Raw genomic sequence first — 16,804 nt, 5'->3', positions numbered from 1 at the left:
TTTCAGCCGCCCTGCGAACCCCGGTGCGCCCAGCCGGTGGTGTGCTTTTCCAGCACGCTGAAGAGCTCGTACATCACCATCGCCATCGCACCCACCACCATCAGGCCGGCAAAGGCCAGGCCCATCTGCATGGACGATCCGGCGGAGATCAGCAGGTAGCCGATGCCCTCGTTGGCGGCGGTCATCTCGCTCACCGTGGTGCCGACGAAGGCCAGGGTGATGGCCACCTTGAGCGAGCCGTAGAAGTAGGGCAGGGAACGCGGCATGCCCACCTTCACCAGCACGTCCCAGCGCTTGGCGCCCAGCACGCGCAGCACGTCTTCCAGCTCGGGCTCCAGCGTCGCCAGGCCGGTGGCGATGTTCACCATGATCGGGAAGAAGCTGATGAGGAACGCCGTCAGGATGGCCGGCCCCACGCCGATGCCGAACCACACCACCAGGATGGGCACGAAGGCGGCCTTCGGCAAGGCGTTGAAGGCGGTCATCAGCGGATAGACGGCGGCATACGCCAGGCGTGAAGAGCCGATCAGAAAGCCCAGCAGCACCCCCACGACGATGGCGATGCCAAAGCCCGCCATCGTCACCCAGAAGGTGCGCCAGGCATGGCCGGCGATGATCCACTTGAATTCGACGAACTGGTTCCAGATGGCCAGCGGACTCGGGAAGATGAATTCGGAGACGTCGAAGGCCGAGCAGATGACCTGCCACAGCACGATGACGGTGAACAGCAGCACCCACGGCGACCAGCGCTCGACCTGCTTTCGGTGTTGGACGGTCATGCTCACTGGGTAATCTCCCCGCCGGTCTTGCGCAGCGCACCGATGTGGCCGCGCAGCTCCAGCACGATGTCGGTGAATTCCTTGGTGTAGGTCAGTTCCAGCTCGCGCGGGCGCGGCAGCTCGATGTCGCGCCTGACGACGAAGCGGCCGGGGCTCTTGCTCATCACATACACGGTGTCGGCCAGGAACACGCTCTCGCGCAGGTCGTGCGTGACGAGGATGACGTTGAACTGCTGCTCGGCCTGCAGGTCGCGCAGGATGCACCAGAGCTCCTCGCGGGTGAACGCGTCGAGCGCGCCGAAGGGCTCGTCCAGCAGCAGCATCTTGGGCTCGTGGATGAGGGCGCGGCAGATGCTGGCCCGCTGCTGCATGCCGCCCGAGAGCTGCCACGGGAACTTGTCTTCATAGCCGCCCAGGCCCACCTTCTGCAGCAGGGCGCGGGCGCGGGCCACGTATTCCTTGCGGCGGGCCTTGAACTGGCTGCGGTGGGGCTCGACGATCTCGAGCGGCAGCAGCACGTTGTCGACCGTGGTGCGCCAGGGCAGCAGCGAAGGCGCCTGGAACGCCATGCCGGAGATCTTCAGCGGGCCCGTTACCGGCTGCCCGTCGATGCGGATCTTGCCCATCGAGGGCATCTTGAGGCCGGTGGCCAGCTTCATGAAGGTGGACTTGCCGCAGCCCGAGGGCCCGACGATGGCGATGAATTCACCCCGCCGCACCTGCAGGTCGATGGCTTCCACGGCGAAGTGGTTCTGTGCGAGCAGCTCGTCGTTGTAGGCGAGCCAGACGTCACGGAAGTCCACGAAATAGGAGTCTTCAGCCAGCATGATATGAATGAAAATGGCTTCCCGCGCTTGATGTACAAGGGCGTTTAGCTATTAAAATAATAGCAAAATAAGCGCAGCACGGTGCGGCGAGCACGATGGCCGGCAGACCGTGCCCGCGCATCCGGCCGGTGCCGTGCCCGCTGCGGGCGGCAGGCCCGCCCGCGCCGTGCACGCAGGCCGTGCCGCTCGCCCGGCTCACTTGCGCGGCAGGATGTTCAGGTCGGCCGCCGGGGGCAGGAAGCTGCCGTTCCACACTGCGTCAGCATTCACGCGCGACTTGGTGGCGAAGGTGTCGGACACCTGCGAGGCCATCAGCGCCAGCCGCTGCGGCTTGGTCTGGCCGAAGCCTTCGGCGCGTGCGTCGGGGCTGTTGATGACGGTGTCGATGGCCAGCTGCAGGCGGCGCGTTTCCAGCTGTGTGTTGACGATGCCGTCGCGCTCCTTCACGTGGGCGATGGCGGCGCCCGGGTTGGCGATGACTTCCTTGGCGCCCTTGGTGAAAGCCTTCAGGAACGCCTTGATGGCTTCGGGGTTCTCCTTGACCAGCTTGGGGCTGGCGATGATCACGTTGCCGTAGAGCTTCACGCCGTAGTCGGGGTAGGGCAGCACGACCACGTCGCTGGCCTTGGCGCCGCGTGCTTCCAGGTTCAGCAGCGAGGTGAAGGTGAAGCCGGTGATCGCGTCCACGTCGCCGCGCACCAGCATGGTTTCGCGCAGCGGCGGGTCCATGGCGATCCACTGCACGTTGCCCACGCCGTTGGCCTTGGCGAAGATCGGGAAGGCGCGGCGGCCGGCGTCGAACACCGGCGCGCCCATCTTCTTGCCGGCCAGGTCGGCGGGCTTGGCGATGCCGCTTTTCTTCAGCGCCATCACCGACGCGGGCGTGTTGTTGTAGACCATCATCACCGCCACGGGCTTGTTCTGCGCGTCGGGGTTGTTGGCGTGGAATTCCATCACCGCCGCCAGATCGGCGAAGCCCATGTCATAGGCGCCGGAGGCCACGCGCTGCACCGCGCCGCCCGAGCCGTTGCCCGCATCCACCGTCACGTTGAGGCCGGCGTCCTTGAAGTAGCCCTTGGCCGTGGGCAGCAGGAAGAAGGCCGAAGGGCCCTCGAAACGCCAGTCGAGCTGGAACTTGATCGGCGTAGGCGTCTGCGCGTGGGCCAGGGAGAAGGCGCCGGAGCAGGCGAGGGCCAGGGCGGCTTGCAGCAGGGATCGTTTGTTCATGCGGGAACTCCGTTCAGTCGTGAGCGTGGGAGGAGCGCGGCCGCAGCGGGGCGCGCCATCCCATGGGGGTTCGCAAGATCGATGCCCGTTTTTGTATACAGAAGGGGCCATCTCCTTGTGGCAAGGATGATGGTGCGCTCACCAAACTGGTGCAAGCGGGCTTACGCCATGAAAAACGCCGCGATGACGCGGCGTGGGAGTGGGTCGGCCGGGGCTAGGCACCCGGCGGGCAGGCAAGCGGCGGGACCTGCCCGCCATCCGGCGATCGGCCAGCGATCAGCCGGCGCGCCGCAGCTTGTCCGCCGCGGCGTTGGCTGCGGCCAGGGCCGTCATGTTGACCACCCGGCGCACGGTGGAAGAAGGCGTCAGCACATGCGCGGAGGCGGCGGCGCCCAGCAGGATCGGGCCGATGGTGGTGCCGTGGCTGCCGGTGGTCTTCAGCACGTTGAACAGAATGTTCGCGGCGTCCAGGTTGGGGCAGATCAGCACGTTGGCCGCGCCTTCCAGCGTGGTTTCGATCAGCGACTTCTGGCGCACGCTTTCCGACAGCGCCGCATCGCCGTGCATTTCGCCGTCGCATTCGATGTCCGGCGTGGCGGCCTTGAACAGGTCGCGCGCGGCACGCATCTTGCGCGCCGAGGGGCGCGTGGAAGAGCCGTAGTTGGAGTGCGACAGGAAGGCCACCTTGGGCGGCAGGCCGAAGCGCTGCACCTCTTCGGCCGCCAGCTGCGCGATGCCGGCCAGCTGTTCGGCCGTGGGGTCCTCGTTGATGTAGGTGTCGGCGATGAACAGCGTGTGCTGGTCGAGCATCAGCGCGTTCACGGTGGCGAAGCCGGGCGTGCCGTCCTTCAGGCCGATGACGTGGCGGATGTGGTCCAGGTGGTTGTCGAAGCGGCCCACCAGCCCGCACAGCAGCGCGTCGGCGTCGCCCAGGTGCACCATCAGCGCGCCGATCAGCGTGTTGGAGCGGCGCACGGCCGCCTTCGCGGTGTCGGGCGTGATGCCGTCGCGGCCCATGAGGGCGTGATACGCCTCCCAGTACTGGCGGAAGCGCGGGTCGTCCTCAGGGTCGCAGATCTCCACGTCGCGGCCCGGCTGGATGCGCAGGCCGGCCTTCTTGATGCGCATCTCGATCACGGCGGGGCGGCCGATCAGGATGGGCTTGGCCAGGCCGTCATCGACCGCCACCTGGGCGGCGCGCAGCACGCGGTCGTCCTCGCCCTCGGCATAGGCCACGCGCTGGGGCGCGGCCTTGGCGGCGGCGAACACGGGGCGCATGAACATGCTGGTCTGGTAGACGAAGCGGGTCAGGCTTTCGCGGTAGGCGGCGTAGTCCTCGATGGGGCGCGTGGCCACGCCCGACTCCTGCGCGGCCTTGGCCACGGCCGGGGCGATGCGCAGGATCAGGCGCGCATCGAAGGGCGTGGGGATCAGGTAGTCGGGGCCGAAGGACAGTTCCTGGCCCGCATAGGCCGCAGCCACCTCGTCGCTCATCTCGGCCTTGGCCAGGTCGGCGATCTCGCGCACGCAGGCGAGCTTCATGGCTTCGGTGATCTTCGTCGCGCCGCAGTCGAGCGCGCCGCGGAAGATGTAGGGGAAGCACAGCACGTTGTTCACCTGGTTCGGATAGTCCGAACGGCCGGTGGCGATGATGCAGTCGGGGCGGATGGCCTTGGCGAGTTCCGGGCGGATCTCGGGCTCGGGGTTGGCCAGCGCCAGGATGATCGGCTTGTCCGCCATGGTCTTGACCATCTCGGCCGTCAGCACGCCAGGGGCCGAGCAGCCCAGGAACACGTCGGCGCCGTTCACCACGTCGGCCAGGGTGCGGGCGTCGGTCTGCTGCGCGTAGCGGGCCTTGGATTCGTCCAGCGGGCCGCGGCCCTCGTGGATCACGCCCTTGGAATCGACCACGTAGATGTTCTCGCGCTTCACGCCCAGGCCCACCATCACGTCCAGGCAGGCGATGGCGGCGGCACCGGCGCCGGAGACGGCGACCTTGACGGCGCCGATGTCCTTGCCCACCAGTTCCAGGCCGTTGAGCAGCGCGGCGCTGGAGATGATGGCCGTGCCGTGCTGGTCGTCATGGAACACCGGGATGTTCATGCGCTTGGACAGCTCGCGCTCGATGTAGAAGCACTCGGGCGCCTTGATGTCTTCCAGGTTGATGCCGCCCAGCGTGGGCTCCAGGGCGGCCACGATGTCGATGATCTTGTCCGGGTCGCGCTCGGCCAGCTCGATGTCGAACACATCGACGCCCGCGAACTTCTTGAACAGGCACCCCTTGCCTTCCATCACCGGCTTGCCGGCCAGCGGGCCGATGTCGCCCAGGCCCAGCACGGCCGTGCCGTTGGTGATCACGCCGACCAGGTTGCCGCGGGAGGTGTAGTCGAAAGCCAGCGAGGGGTCGGCCTGGATGTCCAGGCACGGGTAGGCCACGCCGGGGGAGTAGGCCAGCGACAGGTCGCGCTGGTTGGACAGGGGCTTGGTGGGGGTGACGGAGATCTTGCCGCGCACGGGGCTGCGGTGGTATTCGAGTGCGGCTTCGCGCAGGGCCGCTTCGGCGGCGGACAGTTGCTGGGTCATACGGATTCCCGAGAAGGTGCTGGGTGCAAGGTGCAGAGAACGAAAAGGCGGTGCCGGTCGAGCTTAACGCCGTGCCTGGGCGGTGCCACCCTCGGCCCATGCGTTGTGCGCATGACCTGCGGCCGCCCGGTGCACGGGGCGGCGCGGGGGCGGCCGGGATGCGGCGAACCCCGGTGCGGGGCTCGTCCTGCGGCGCGGGCCGGCGTCAGTGCGCGTCGGCCTGCCGGGCAGCGTCCACGGCCGCGGAGGTGTCGCGGCTGGCGCCATTGAAGAAGACATTCAGGAGCACGGCGGTGATCGAGGCCAGCAGAATACCGGATTCGATGAGCGGGTGAATAGAGTGCGGCATCCATTGGCGGAAGTTGGGCGCCACCAGCGGCACCATGCCGACGCCGATGGAGACCGCCACGATCATCGCGTTGAAGCGGTTGCCTTTGAAGTCCACCGCGCCCAGGATGCGGATGCCGGTGGCCGCCACCATGCCGAACATCACCAGCCCCGCGCCGCCCAGCACCACGGTGGGCAGCGATTCGACCAGCGCCGCCATCTTGGGCAGCAGGCCCAGCAGGATCAGGATGAGCCCGCCCGCCACGCAGACGAAGCGGCTCTTGACGCCCGTCACCGCCACCAGCCCGACATTCTGGGAGAAGCTCGTGTACGGAAAGGTGTTGAAGATGCCGCCGATCAGCGTGCCCAGCCCATCGGTGCGCAGCCCGCGCGTCAGCGCCGCCTGGTCGATCTTGCGGTCGGTCATCTCGCCCAGGGCCAGGAACATGCCGGTGGATTCGATCATCACCACGACCATCACCAGCGTCATGGTGAGGATCAGCACCGGGTCGAAGATCGGCAGGGCGATCTCGAAGGGCAGCACCAGGTCGAACCACTGCGCCCTGGCCACCTTCTCGAAGCTCATCAGGCCCATGGCGGTGGCGGCTACGCCGCCGATGCAGATACCGAGCAGCACCGAGATGTTGGCCACGAAACCCCGGGCGAACTTGGAGATCAGCAGGATGGACAGCAGCACCAGCGCCGAGATGCCCACGCCCGTCAGGTCGCCGTAGCGGGGGTTGGGCACGGTGGGCACCACCGCGAAGCCTTTCGGCACCGGCGGCAGCGAAGACCCCGGCGCGCCGGCCGCGGCCTGCGCTTCGGCCAGCCACTTCACATGGTCGGGGTTGACCACGGCCGGCGCCGTGGGCCCCACCGGGTTGCCGAAGATCCAGTTGATGCCCACGCGCATCAGGCTGATGCCGATCACCGCGATGATGGTGCCCGTGACCACCGGCGGGAAGAAGCGCAGCATGCGGCTGATGAGCGGCGCGATCAGGATGGACACCACCCCCGCGCCGATCACCGAGCCGAAGATCAGCCCCGCGCCGGCCGGCCCGGCGGTGGACTGCGCCATCGACACCATGGGCGCCACCGCCGCGAAGGTCACGCCCATCATCACGGGCAGCTGCACGCCGAACCAGCGCGTGGCGCCCAGCGCCTGGATCAGTGTGACGAGCCCGCAGCAGAACAGGTCGGCCGAGATGAGCTTGGCCACCAGGTCGGGCGTGAGATTGAGCGCGCGGCCGATGATGAGCGGCACGGCCACCGCGCCTGCATACATCACCAGCACATGCTGCAGGCCCAGGGCGGTGAGCTGGCCGGCGGGCAGGTGCTGATCGACCGGGTGGACGGCGGGGGAAGCGGTGGACATGGGGCGGATTCCTTCGGGCGCGATGCCTTTTTGCACACATCGATGTATGGAAAAAGTGTATGCAAAATAGGTGCCAAGACCACGGTGAAAACCCGCGACGATCGGCACCCCGGCCGCCCCTGCCGCCCCTGGCACCCGCTGAGCCCCGCTGAGCCCCGCTGAGGCCCGCCGGCGTGGGGCCGGGTGCGGGTGCCGGAGGGAATCAGGCCAGCAGCGCCTTGACCAGGTCGTGCTGGCGGTCGGCGCGTTCGGAGTCGAGCGCCAGGCTGGCCTCGATGCGGGCCAGGTGCTCGACCATGCAGGCCACAGCCGCGTCGGCGTCGCCGCTCTTGCAGATGCGCAGGAACTCCGCATGTTCGCCCGACGAGCAGTGCGGGTCGTTCGACGAGTGGTAGAGCATGGCGATCAGCGAGCAGCGCGCCACCAGGTCGCTCACCAGTTGCGCCAGGGTCTGGTTGCCGGTGGCTTCGGCCAGCGCGACGTGGAAGTCGCCCAGCAGCTTTTCCTGCACGTGGCCGGCGGTGGTGCTGGTCTTGAGCGTGCTGCGCTCGAAGCGGATGTGCTGCTCGAGCAGCTGGTAGTCGGCGCGGCTGGCCTGCGCCACGAAGAGGCGCACGACTTCGCTTTCGAGGATGCGGCGCACGGCGAACACCTCGCGCGCCTCCTGCACGCTCGGGCGGCTGACGAACGAGCCCTTGTCGGGAACGGTCTCGATCAGCCGGTCCTTGGCCAGCATCACCAGGGCCGCGCGGATCTTGGTGCGGCTGACCGAATAGACGCGGCCCAGCGCCTCCTCGCGCAGCCAGGTGCCGGGCGGCAGGCGCTTCTCGACGATGGCGGTGGCCAGGTCGCGGGCGATGCTTTCGATGGAAGCCTGGGCGGCTTCGCCCTCGGCGCGCGGCGCGACGGGCGCGGAGGGCGCAGAGGGCGCGGTGGGGGGCTCGCCCGTCACCGGCTTCGGCGCCCGCGCGCGCCGGGCGGCGGGCCGGGCCTGGGGCGCGTTCGCCTTGGCAGGCGCGGTCGGGTCACTGGGAGCAGGGGCGGGGGAGGGGGCGGCGCGGGACATGGAGCGATTGTGGCGCGGACGGCGGGCGGAAGGTTTCAAGAAAGATAGCGGCAGGCCCAGGCGGCGTCAGGGTTTTCCGAACGAATGGGCTCGAAAGGATTGCGGTGCCAGAACATGTTGCTATGAAGAAAATAGCAGATGCCCCCCGCGTCACCGCACCCACGGGCGTGGGGTGGGCGCGGGGTGGGCGCGTACGGGGCCCTAAGCCCCGCCCCGCACCCCGCTATGCGCGTGCGGGCGCCGCCGCGGCCAGCGCGAAGCCGGCCAGCGCGCCGGCCATCGCCTTGGGCAGCGGGCGCGCCAGTTCGCCGTGCTTGCTGGTCGCCAGCCGCAGCGTCACCAGCGACTCGACCAGCGTGGTGGCGGCCGCCACGCCGTCGATCACCGGCACGCCCAGCGTCTGGCCGACGTGTTCGCACAGGTCGGCCATGCCGGCGCAGCCCAGCACGATGGTGTCGCAGCCGTCCTCGGCCAGCGCGCGGCGGCATTCCTCCACGATGCGTTCGCGCGCGTTGGAGCCGGGCACTTCCAGCTCCAGCACCGGCAGTTCGCAGGCGCGCACGTTGGCGCAGAAGCGTTCCATGCCGTAGATCTCGGCCAGGTGCCAGGCTTGGCCCATGGTGCGGCCGAGCGTGGTCACCACCGAAAAGCGCGTCCCCACCATGCTGGCCAGGTGCATGGCCGCTTCGGCGATGCCCAGCACCGGGCCGCGCGCCAGCTCGCGGGCGGCCTTCAGGCCCGGGTCGCCGAAGCAGGCGATCACATAGCCATCGACACCGGCCGCCTCGCCCAGGGCGATCTCCTGCAGCAGGCCGGGCACGGCCAGGGCCTCGTCGTAATGGCTTTCGATGGACGCAGGGCCCATGGCGGGGCTGACGGCGATCACCTCGGTGCCCGGCCGCGCCACGGCGCGTGCGCAGTCGCCGATCTTGTCGGTCATGCTCCAGGTGGTGTTGGGGTTGATGATCTTGATGCGCACGATGAGAGTCAGTTCTTTCCGGGGTGGGTGGTGGTCTTGTCGCGGTTCAGGGCCATGTAGATGACGAAGCCCAGGCCCATGCCGATGAACCAGGCGTAGTTCGCCGCGCCGCGCCAGCTGGGCACGATCACGCAGAGGATGGGCACCAGCGCGGCGGGCACCATGGTCATCACGGCGCGGGGGTTGTAGCCGTTCTGGTACCAGTAGCGGCCCTCGGGCTTCATGCTGTAGAGGTCGTCCACCACCACCTGCTGGCGTCGAACGAAGTAGTAGTCGGCGATCAGAATGCCGAACAGCGGGCCGATGAACGAGCCCAGGATGTCCAGCGTGTAGTGGATGACCTGCGGGTTGTTGTAGAGGTTCCAGGGCGTGATGAAGATCGAGCCGACGGCGGCGATCATGCCGCCCGTGCGCCAGCTGATGTGCTGCGGCGCCACGTTGGAGAAGTCGAACGCGGGCGACACGAAGTTGGCCACGATGTTGATGCCGACGGTGGCGATCATGAAGGTGAGCGCGCCCAGCACCACGGCGGTGGTCGAATCGATGCGGCCCACGGTGTGCACCGGGTCGGTGATGAGCTCGCCGAACACGGGCAGCGTGGCGGCGGTGGTGATGACGGTGAGCAGCGAGAAGAAGACGAAGTTGACCGGCAGGCCCCAGAAGTTGCCCTTCTTGACCGCATCGAAGCTCTTGCCGTAACGGGAGAAGTCGCCGAAGTTGAGCATGGGGCCGCTGAAATAGCTCACCACCAGCGCGATGGCCGAAAGCATCACCGGCACTGCGTCCCAGCCCTGGAAGCGCACGCCGCCCAGGTTCAGGTCGATGTTCTTCCAGCCGGCCTTCCAGACCAGCCAGCCGCAGAGGATGCCCATCACCACGTAGACGCCCGGGCCGGCCCAGTCGATGAAGCGGCGGATCGCCTCCATGCCGTGCCAGAACACCAGCGCCTGCAGTACCCACATCACCATGAACGACACCCAGCCCAGGGTCGACAGACCGGCGAAGCCGTGCTGCGCCACGTCGGCATAGGCGTCCAGCGAGGGGTAGAAATGCAGCGCCAGGATCATGAAGGCGCTGGAGGCCAGGTAGGTCTGGATGCCGTACCAGGCCACCGCGATCAGCCCGCGGATGATGGCGGGAATGTTGGCGCCCAGCACGCCGAACGACGCGCGGCAGATCACCGGATAGGGCACGCCCGTCACCTGGCTGGGCTTGGCCACCAGGTTGCAGAAGAACTGCACGATGACGATGCCGATGAGAAGCGCCGCCAGCACGTGCCAGCTGGACAGGCCCAGCGCGAACAGGCTGCCGGCGGTGACGTAGCCGCCCACGCTGTGCACGTCCGACATCCAGAACGCGAAGATGTTGTATTGGCCCCAGGTCTGCTTTTTCAGCGGAGCGAGGTCTTCGTTGGTCAGGCGCGGGTGGTAGTCCGGCTTGATGAGCGCGTTGCCGCCGTGCGGCGAGCTGGTGGACAGGGCTGAAGGGGCTGCGGTCGCTGGCGTGCCTGCGGCGCCGGCAGGACTAATCACAGTGGGCATGGTCTCTCCTGGTGCATGGTGGTGGGGCGGCGGTTGAGTTTTTGCACGCTTTTAATGCATCCATCTTTGTATACAACTCGGGGCGGCATTCCAAGGCCCTGGTGTGGTGCAAAGCATGGGACTTACCCGCTTGCCGCTGGGCTGAGCAAGATGCATGCGCGGCCTGCGGCGGGGCGGGCGCGTGGAGGAGGCCGGGGCAGCAGCCGGCAAACGGCTCGTCGGTGCCCGGTCGTGGATGGGGCGTGGATCGGGAACGCCGGGCGGCAAGGCGGCGCGCAGGCTGGCCGGTCCGCGCGCGGGTGGCGCATTCCGCACCGCCCGAGGCTGTGGGCTAGCCCGGGCCCGGTGGCCCGGCGCTTTCAGTTGCCGGCGCGCACCGCCGCCGGCAGCGGCGTGAGCGACTCCCGCAGCCGGTCGCGCACCACGGGCTGGCTGGGGTCGAGCGCATCTTCCACATGGCCGATGTGGCTCAGCATGCGGTCGCGCGCCAGGGCGACGTCGCCTGCCTCCAGGGCCTCGACGATGGCGGCATGCTCGGCGCACGACTGGCTGGCCTCGTGGCGCGACTGGTAGAGCGATGCCGCCAGCGTGGTGCGCGCCGTCAGGTCGCGCAGGATGTCGCTGAGCGTGCGGTGGCCCATGGCCTCGGCCAGGCAGACGTGGAAGTCCGCCAGCAGGAAGGCGCGGGTGGCGGCGTCGGCCCCCTCGATGGCCTGGCGCTCCTCGGCGATGTGGGCGCGCAGCCGCGGCACCACCGCCTGCTGCAGCGGGCGCCCGGCGTCGGCCAGGATGCCCGACTCGATGATGCGGCGGGCCGAGAAGGCATCGCGCGCGTCTTCCACCGAAGGCTCCACCACGTACCAGCCGCGCCGGGGCCGCACTTCGATGAAGCCGCGCGCCTGCAACTGCATCAGTGCCTCGCGCACCATGGTGCGGCTGACGCCGAAGAGATCGGCCAGTTCCTGCTCGCCCAGCCGCTCGCCGGGAGAGAGCTTCTGGGCCAGGATGGATTCCACCACCTGCTGCGCGATCTGGGTCTGGCTGATGCTCATCGGGAACGGGGCGCGCAGGGCGGCAGTGGTGGATCAGGCCCGCATCATCGCAGCCGCAGGGACCCTGGAGCGCCGGCTCCGCCGGAGCGCTCCAGCGTGAAGCCCGCCACGGTGCGCGAAAGGTGGTGCGCCTGCTCGTTCAGCACCGACGACGCGGCGGTGGATTCCTCCACCAGCGCTGCGTTCTGCTGCGTGGCGCGGTCCATCTCGGCCACCGCCTGGTTGATCTGCCCGATGCCCAGGCTCTGCTCGGTCATCGAGCTGTTGATCTCGCCGATGATCTGCGCCACGCGGCGGATGCCCTCGACGATCTCGCCCATCGTCTCGCCTGCGGCCCGCACCCGCTGCGTGCCGGTGACCACGCTGGCGCCGGAGGCATCGATCAGCGTCTTGATCTCCTTGGCGGCGGTCGCGCTGCGGTGCGCCAGGCTGCGCACTTCGGCGGCCACCACGGCGAAGCCGCGGCCCTGCTCGCCCGCGCGGGCCGCCTCGACCGCGGCGTTCAGCGCCAGGATGTTGGTCTGGAAGGCGATCGAATCGATCACCCCGATGATCTCGCCGATCTTGGACGAAGCGCCCGAGATGTCGTCCATGGTGCTGACCGCGCTGCCCACCACCTCACCGCCCCGGGCGGCCGAGGCGCTGGCCTCGTTGGCCAGGCGCGTGGCCAGGGCTGCGGCCTCGGCCGACTGCTTCACGTTCACGGTGAGCTGCGACAGCGAGGCCGAGGTTTGCTGGATGGCGCTGGCCGAGCCCTCGGTGCGGTTGGACAGGTCCTGGTTGCCGGCCTTGATCTCGTCGGTGGCGGTCTTCATCGACTCGACGCCGCCTTGCACGTCCTTGAGCACGGTGCCGATCTGCTCGACGAACTGGTTGAACGAGCGGGCGATCTGCGCCACCTCGTCATGGCCATGCACGGGCAGGCGCTGCGTCAGGTCGCCGCCGCCCGAGCCCACGGTGTCCATGGCGTCGCGCACCTGCGACAGGCGGCGGAAGGAGGTGGCCGTCAGCGCTGCCGACACGGCGGCGGCGATCAGCGCCAGCAGCACGATGGCCACGGCCAGCGTGCCCAGCACGCTGCGCAGGCCGGCGGTGGCCTCGGCCTTGTCCAGCGCCACCACCAGCAGCCAGTCCGTGCCCTGCACGGCGCGGGCCTTGAGCAGCTTCGCGCGGCCGTCCAGCTCCACCTCCAGCGGCTGCCTGGCCGTGGCCAGGGCGGCCAGGGCCGCCGGGGTCAGCATGGGGGAGATCTCGGCGGCGGGCTTCAGGATGATCTTGGCGTCGGCATGGGCCAGCACCTGGCCGTCGGTGCTGACGACGAAGCCCAGGCTGCTGGGCGTCGGGCGAATGGCCGCCACCACGTCGCGCACTCCGGTCAGCGGCACCGCGCCGCTGATGACGCCCTGCAGCGCCCCGCTGCGCAGCATGGGCGCCACGAAAGCGACGAAGGAGACCCCGGTGCTGGAGTCTCCGTAGGGCTTGGTCACGGTGAGCTTGCCGGCCTGGACGGCGGCCTTGTACCAGGGGCGTGCCGTGGGGTCGTAGCCTGCGGCCGTCTGCGTGGTGGATTTGAAGCTCTTGTCTTCCCAGCCCACGGTGGTGATGGGAAAGCCGCTCGCCTTGCCCATGTAGGCGGCGTAGTCGTGCGGGTCGCCTGGTTCGATGGCGGCGGCGGCGGCCGTCACCGCCAGCGCCTTGGATGCCACCCACTGGTCGATCGCCATGGTGTTGCCGGCGGTGATGGCGTCCAGGTCCTGCTCGATGGTCTGGAAGGTGCTGTCCCGGGTGATGGTGTAGGTGGCAGCACCGGTGATGGCGAGGGCACAGACCACGGTAGCGGTGCTGATGGCCAGGATTTTGGAGCGAAGGGTCTGGAGCATGGGTCTGCACAATGGGTGGAGCCCACGGTCCTCCAGGGAGGACCGCGTCGGCGGGGGGACTTGAGGGGTATAGCCCAAACCCGGTTGCTTTTGTTTACATTCTCTTAACCGGCCTGGCCCTGCCGATCAAGAATTACAACCTGGCCGGGGCCCCGGGCACCGCGCCAGCCGCGCCGCCCGCACTGCCCGCCACGGCCGCCACACCCGCCGCTGCAGCCGCCGGATCGATCGGCGGAACGGGTTGCCGGTCCAGCACCGCACGGGCCCGCTCGCGGTCGATATCGCCTTCCCAGGCCGCGACGGCCACCGTGGCCACGCAGTTGCCGATCAGGTTGCCCAGGGCGCGGGCGATGCCCATGAACCAGTCCACCGACAGCACCAGCACCAGCCCGATGGCAGGGATGGCCGGCACCGCATGCAGCGTGGCTGCCAGCACCACGATGGCCGAGCCCGGCACCCCGTGCGCGCCCTTGGACGTGACCAGCGAGATCGCCAGGATGGTCAGCAGGTCGGTCATCGTGATCGGCGTGTTGGTCGCCTGGGCGATGAACACGGCGGCAAGCGTGATGTAGATGGAAAACGCGTCCAGGTTGAACGAATAGCCCGTGGGAATGACCAGGCCGACGGTCGAGTCGCGGATGCCCAGGTGCTTGAGCTTGGCCATGATCTGCGGCAGCACGCTGTCGGAAGAGGTGGTGGCGAACACCACGGCCAGTTCCTCGCGCAGGTAGCGCAGCAGCTTGAACAGGCTGAAGCCCGAGAACCGCATGATCAGCCCCAGCACCACGGTCACGAAGAGGAACACGGCCAGGTAGAACAGGGCCACCAGCTGCCCCAGCTGCTTGAGCGAGCCCACGCCGTACTTGCCCACGGTGAAGGCGATGGCGCCCAGCACGCCGAGCGGCGCGAGCTTGATCAGCATGCCCATGATCTTGAACAGCACCAGCGACAGATCTTCCACCAGCCCGGCCACGCGCGCGCCGCGTTCGCCCAGCAGCGCCAGGGCGATGCCGAAGACGATGGAGAACAGCAGCACCTGCAGCACGTCGCCGCTGGCGAAGGCGCTCACCGCCGTGGTGGGGATGAGCTTCAGCAGAAAGTCGCTGAAGCCGCCGCTCGCCAGCTTGTCGGCGTTGGTGGTGTAGGCGCTCATGGCCGCCGCGTCCAGCGTGCGCGGGTCCACGTTCATGCCGGTGCCGGGCTCGAACACGAAGGCCAGCACCAGGCCCAGCAGCAGCGCGATGGTGGTCACCACCTCGAAGTAGATCAGCGACTTGACGCCCACGCGGCCCACCCGCTTCAGGTCGCCCGTGCCCGCGATGCCGTGCACCACCACGCAGAACACGATCAGCGGGATCAGCATCTTGATCAGCTTGATGAAGCCGTCGCCCAGGGGCTTGAGCGCGATGGCCGTGCCAGGCCAGAAGAGGCCGATCACGACGCCGGCGATCAGGGCCAGGATCACCCGGCCGAAGAGTGAGTTGAGGAAACGCAACATCGAGAACCTCTGTGGTTGAGACCGAAAAGCAGCGCGCAGCCCCGCGTACGGGTCTTGCATACAAGAACTGTAGACATCTGTGGGGCGGACGCGCCCTGGGGTTATCCCGCGCTGTGTCGCGCCGGCAGCAGCGCGGGCAGGGCCTCAGAATGCACGGCGGAGACCCCTCATGACAGACACCGCTTGCGCCCCCATTTCTTCTCGCGACTCTGCCGCCGGCCACCCTGCGGCCCCCGACCCCGCCGCCGAGCCGGCGCGCTTCCTGGAGTACCTGCTCGGCGTGGCCGTGCGCCGCGCGCTGCCGCTGCACAACACTGCGGCCTTCCTGCCGGCCCCCCCGCCGGCAGCGGGCGGCGGCCGCACCCTGGTGCTCGGCGCGGGCAAGGCCGCCGGAGCGATGGCGCAGGCGGTGGAGGCGCTCTGGCCGGCCGATGCGCCTCTGAGCGGCCTGGTCGTCACGCGCTACGGCCACACGCCGCCCCGGCCCGCCGGACCGGCCCCGCGCATCGAGGTGGTGGAGGCAGCCCACCCGGTGCCCGATGCGGCGGGGATGGAGGCGGCCCAGCGCATGCTCGCGCTCACGCACGGGCTGACGCAGGACGACCTGGTGCTGTGCCTGATCTCCGGCGGCGGCTCGGCCCTGCTCACCCTGCCTGCGCAGGGCCTGGCGCTGGAAGACAAGCAGCGCATCAACCGCGCGCTGCTGGACAGCGGCGCCGCCATCGACGAGATGAACTGCGTGCGCAAGCACCTCTCGCGCATCAAGGGCGGGCGGCTGGCAGCGGCCTGCGCGCCGGCCCGGGTGGTCACGCTCACCATCAGCGACGTGCCGGGCGACGACCCGTCGATCATCGCCAGCGGACCGACGGTGGCGGATGCGACCACCTGCGCGGACGCGCTGGACATCCTGGAGCGCTACCGCATCGAGGTTCCGCCCGCCGTCCACGCAGCCCTGCAGTCGGGCGCGCTGGAAACGCCCAAGCCGGGCGACCCACTCTTCGGCGGCCATGCGGTGCACCTGACGGCCACGCCCCGCGAGTCGCTGGAGGCCGCGGCCGAGGCGGCGCGGGCGGCGGGCGTGCCGGCGTACGTCCTGTCGGACGAGATGGAGGGCGAATCGCGCGAGGTGGGCAAGGTGCATGCCGCGCTGGCCCGGGCGGTGGCGCGCCACGGGCAGCCGTTCGCACGCCCTTGCGTGATCCTCTCGGGCGGCGAGACCACCGTGACGGTGCGCCCGCAGGCACCGGGCACGCCGCGCGGCCGGGGCGGCCGGGCGGGGGAGTTCTGCATGGGCCTGGCCCAGGCGCTGCAGGGTCAGCCGGGCGTGTGGGCGCTGGCGGCCGATACCGATGGCATCGACGGGGTGGAGGACAACGCCGGCGCGCGCGTCGCCCCCGATACCCTGGCCCGGGCCGAGGCGGCCGGCCTGCGCATCGCGGTGTACCTGGACCGCAACGATGCCTATGGCTACTTCGGCGCCTTGGGCGATTTGGTGGTGACGGGGCCGACGCACACCAATGTCAATGACTTCCGCGCGCTATTGATCTTGTAGCTGCATGCGCCCGTGCCACCGGCGCCGGCGGTCTTTTTTCCATGAAAAAACCCGCTGGCCTGGCAGCCAGCGGGTCGTTTGAGGTGAGGCCGGGCACTCGCCGTGCCCGGCGTGGCGG

Annotated in this window: 12 protein-coding genes; 1 reads left to right on the top strand and 11 read right to left on the bottom strand. The window is 69.0% G+C overall.

Annotated features, from left to right (window positions below; all coding sequences use genetic code 11):
• Positions 1–2 precede the first annotated feature (2 nt).
• The 11 genes from ASF94_RS11730 to ASF94_RS11680 all read right to left on the bottom strand — a co-directional run bounded on the left by ASF94_RS11730 (position 3) and on the right by ASF94_RS11680 (position 15,134).
• A complete protein-coding gene (locus tag ASF94_RS11730) occupies positions 3–779 on the bottom strand; it encodes an ABC transporter permease (RefSeq protein WP_056666220.1) in 777 nt (258 codons plus the stop codon).
• Positions 780–781: 2 nt separating this feature from the next.
• The gene (locus ASF94_RS11725) at positions 782–1,606 is read right to left on the bottom strand and encodes an ABC transporter ATP-binding protein (protein ID WP_056666217.1); all 825 of its coding nucleotides are present in this window, start codon (positions 1,604–1,606) and stop codon (positions 782–784) included.
• Positions 1,607–1,801: 195 nt separating this feature from the next.
• Positions 1,802–2,833 (bottom strand): ABC transporter substrate-binding protein, encoded by a 1,032-nt coding sequence (locus tag ASF94_RS11720; protein WP_056666214.1) that lies wholly within the window; start codon positions 2,831–2,833, stop codon positions 1,802–1,804.
• A gap of 276 nt (positions 2,834–3,109) precedes the next feature.
• Positions 3,110–5,416, bottom strand: a complete 2,307-nt coding sequence (locus ASF94_RS11715; protein ID WP_056666211.1) for an NADP-dependent malic enzyme — start codon at positions 5,414–5,416, stop codon at positions 3,110–3,112.
• Between the two features lie 205 nt (positions 5,417–5,621).
• On the bottom strand, positions 5,622–7,118 hold the full coding sequence (locus ASF94_RS11710; RefSeq protein ID WP_056666208.1) for a nucleobase:cation symporter-2 family protein: 1,497 nt from the start codon (positions 7,116–7,118) through the stop codon (positions 5,622–5,624).
• Between the two features lie 202 nt (positions 7,119–7,320).
• Positions 7,321–8,184 (bottom strand): GntR family transcriptional regulator, encoded by an 864-nt coding sequence (locus ASF94_RS11705; protein ID WP_056666205.1) that lies wholly within the window; start codon positions 8,182–8,184, stop codon positions 7,321–7,323.
• Positions 8,185–8,407: 223 nt separating this feature from the next.
• Entirely contained in the window at positions 8,408–9,163 is a 756-nt protein-coding gene (locus ASF94_RS11700; RefSeq protein WP_056666202.1) for an aspartate/glutamate racemase family protein, read from the bottom strand.
• An 8-nt stretch (positions 9,164–9,171) separates the two neighbouring features.
• Positions 9,172–10,704, bottom strand: a complete 1,533-nt coding sequence (locus ASF94_RS11695) for an NCS1 family nucleobase:cation symporter-1 (protein ID WP_056666199.1) — start codon at positions 10,702–10,704, stop codon at positions 9,172–9,174.
• A 359-nt stretch (positions 10,705–11,063) separates the two neighbouring features.
• Entirely contained in the window at positions 11,064–11,756 is a 693-nt protein-coding gene (locus ASF94_RS11690) for a GntR family transcriptional regulator (RefSeq protein WP_056666196.1), read from the bottom strand.
• A 44-nt stretch (positions 11,757–11,800) separates the two neighbouring features.
• Positions 11,801–13,636, bottom strand: a complete 1,836-nt coding sequence (locus ASF94_RS11685) for a methyl-accepting chemotaxis protein (RefSeq protein WP_056666193.1) — start codon at positions 13,634–13,636, stop codon at positions 11,801–11,803.
• 133 nt (positions 13,637–13,769) lie between these two features.
• On the bottom strand, positions 13,770–15,134 hold the full coding sequence (locus ASF94_RS11680) for a C4-dicarboxylate transporter DctA (RefSeq protein WP_056666190.1): 1,365 nt from the start codon (positions 15,132–15,134) through the stop codon (positions 13,770–13,772).
• A gap of 169 nt (positions 15,135–15,303) precedes the next feature.
• Between ASF94_RS11680 and ASF94_RS11675 the strand changes: the two genes are divergently transcribed.
• A complete protein-coding gene (locus ASF94_RS11675; protein ID WP_056666187.1) occupies positions 15,304–16,686 on the top strand; it encodes a glycerate kinase in 1,383 nt (460 codons plus the stop codon).
• The last annotated feature ends 118 nt before the right edge of the window (positions 16,687–16,804 follow it).

Origin of the sequence: Acidovorax sp. Leaf160 (assembly GCF_001424265.1) — a bacterium.
GTDB lineage: Bacteria > Pseudomonadota > Gammaproteobacteria > Burkholderiales > Burkholderiaceae_C > Paracidovorax.
Note: the sequence above shows the minus strand (reverse complement) of the source record. Positions and strands in the feature narration are given on the sequence as shown.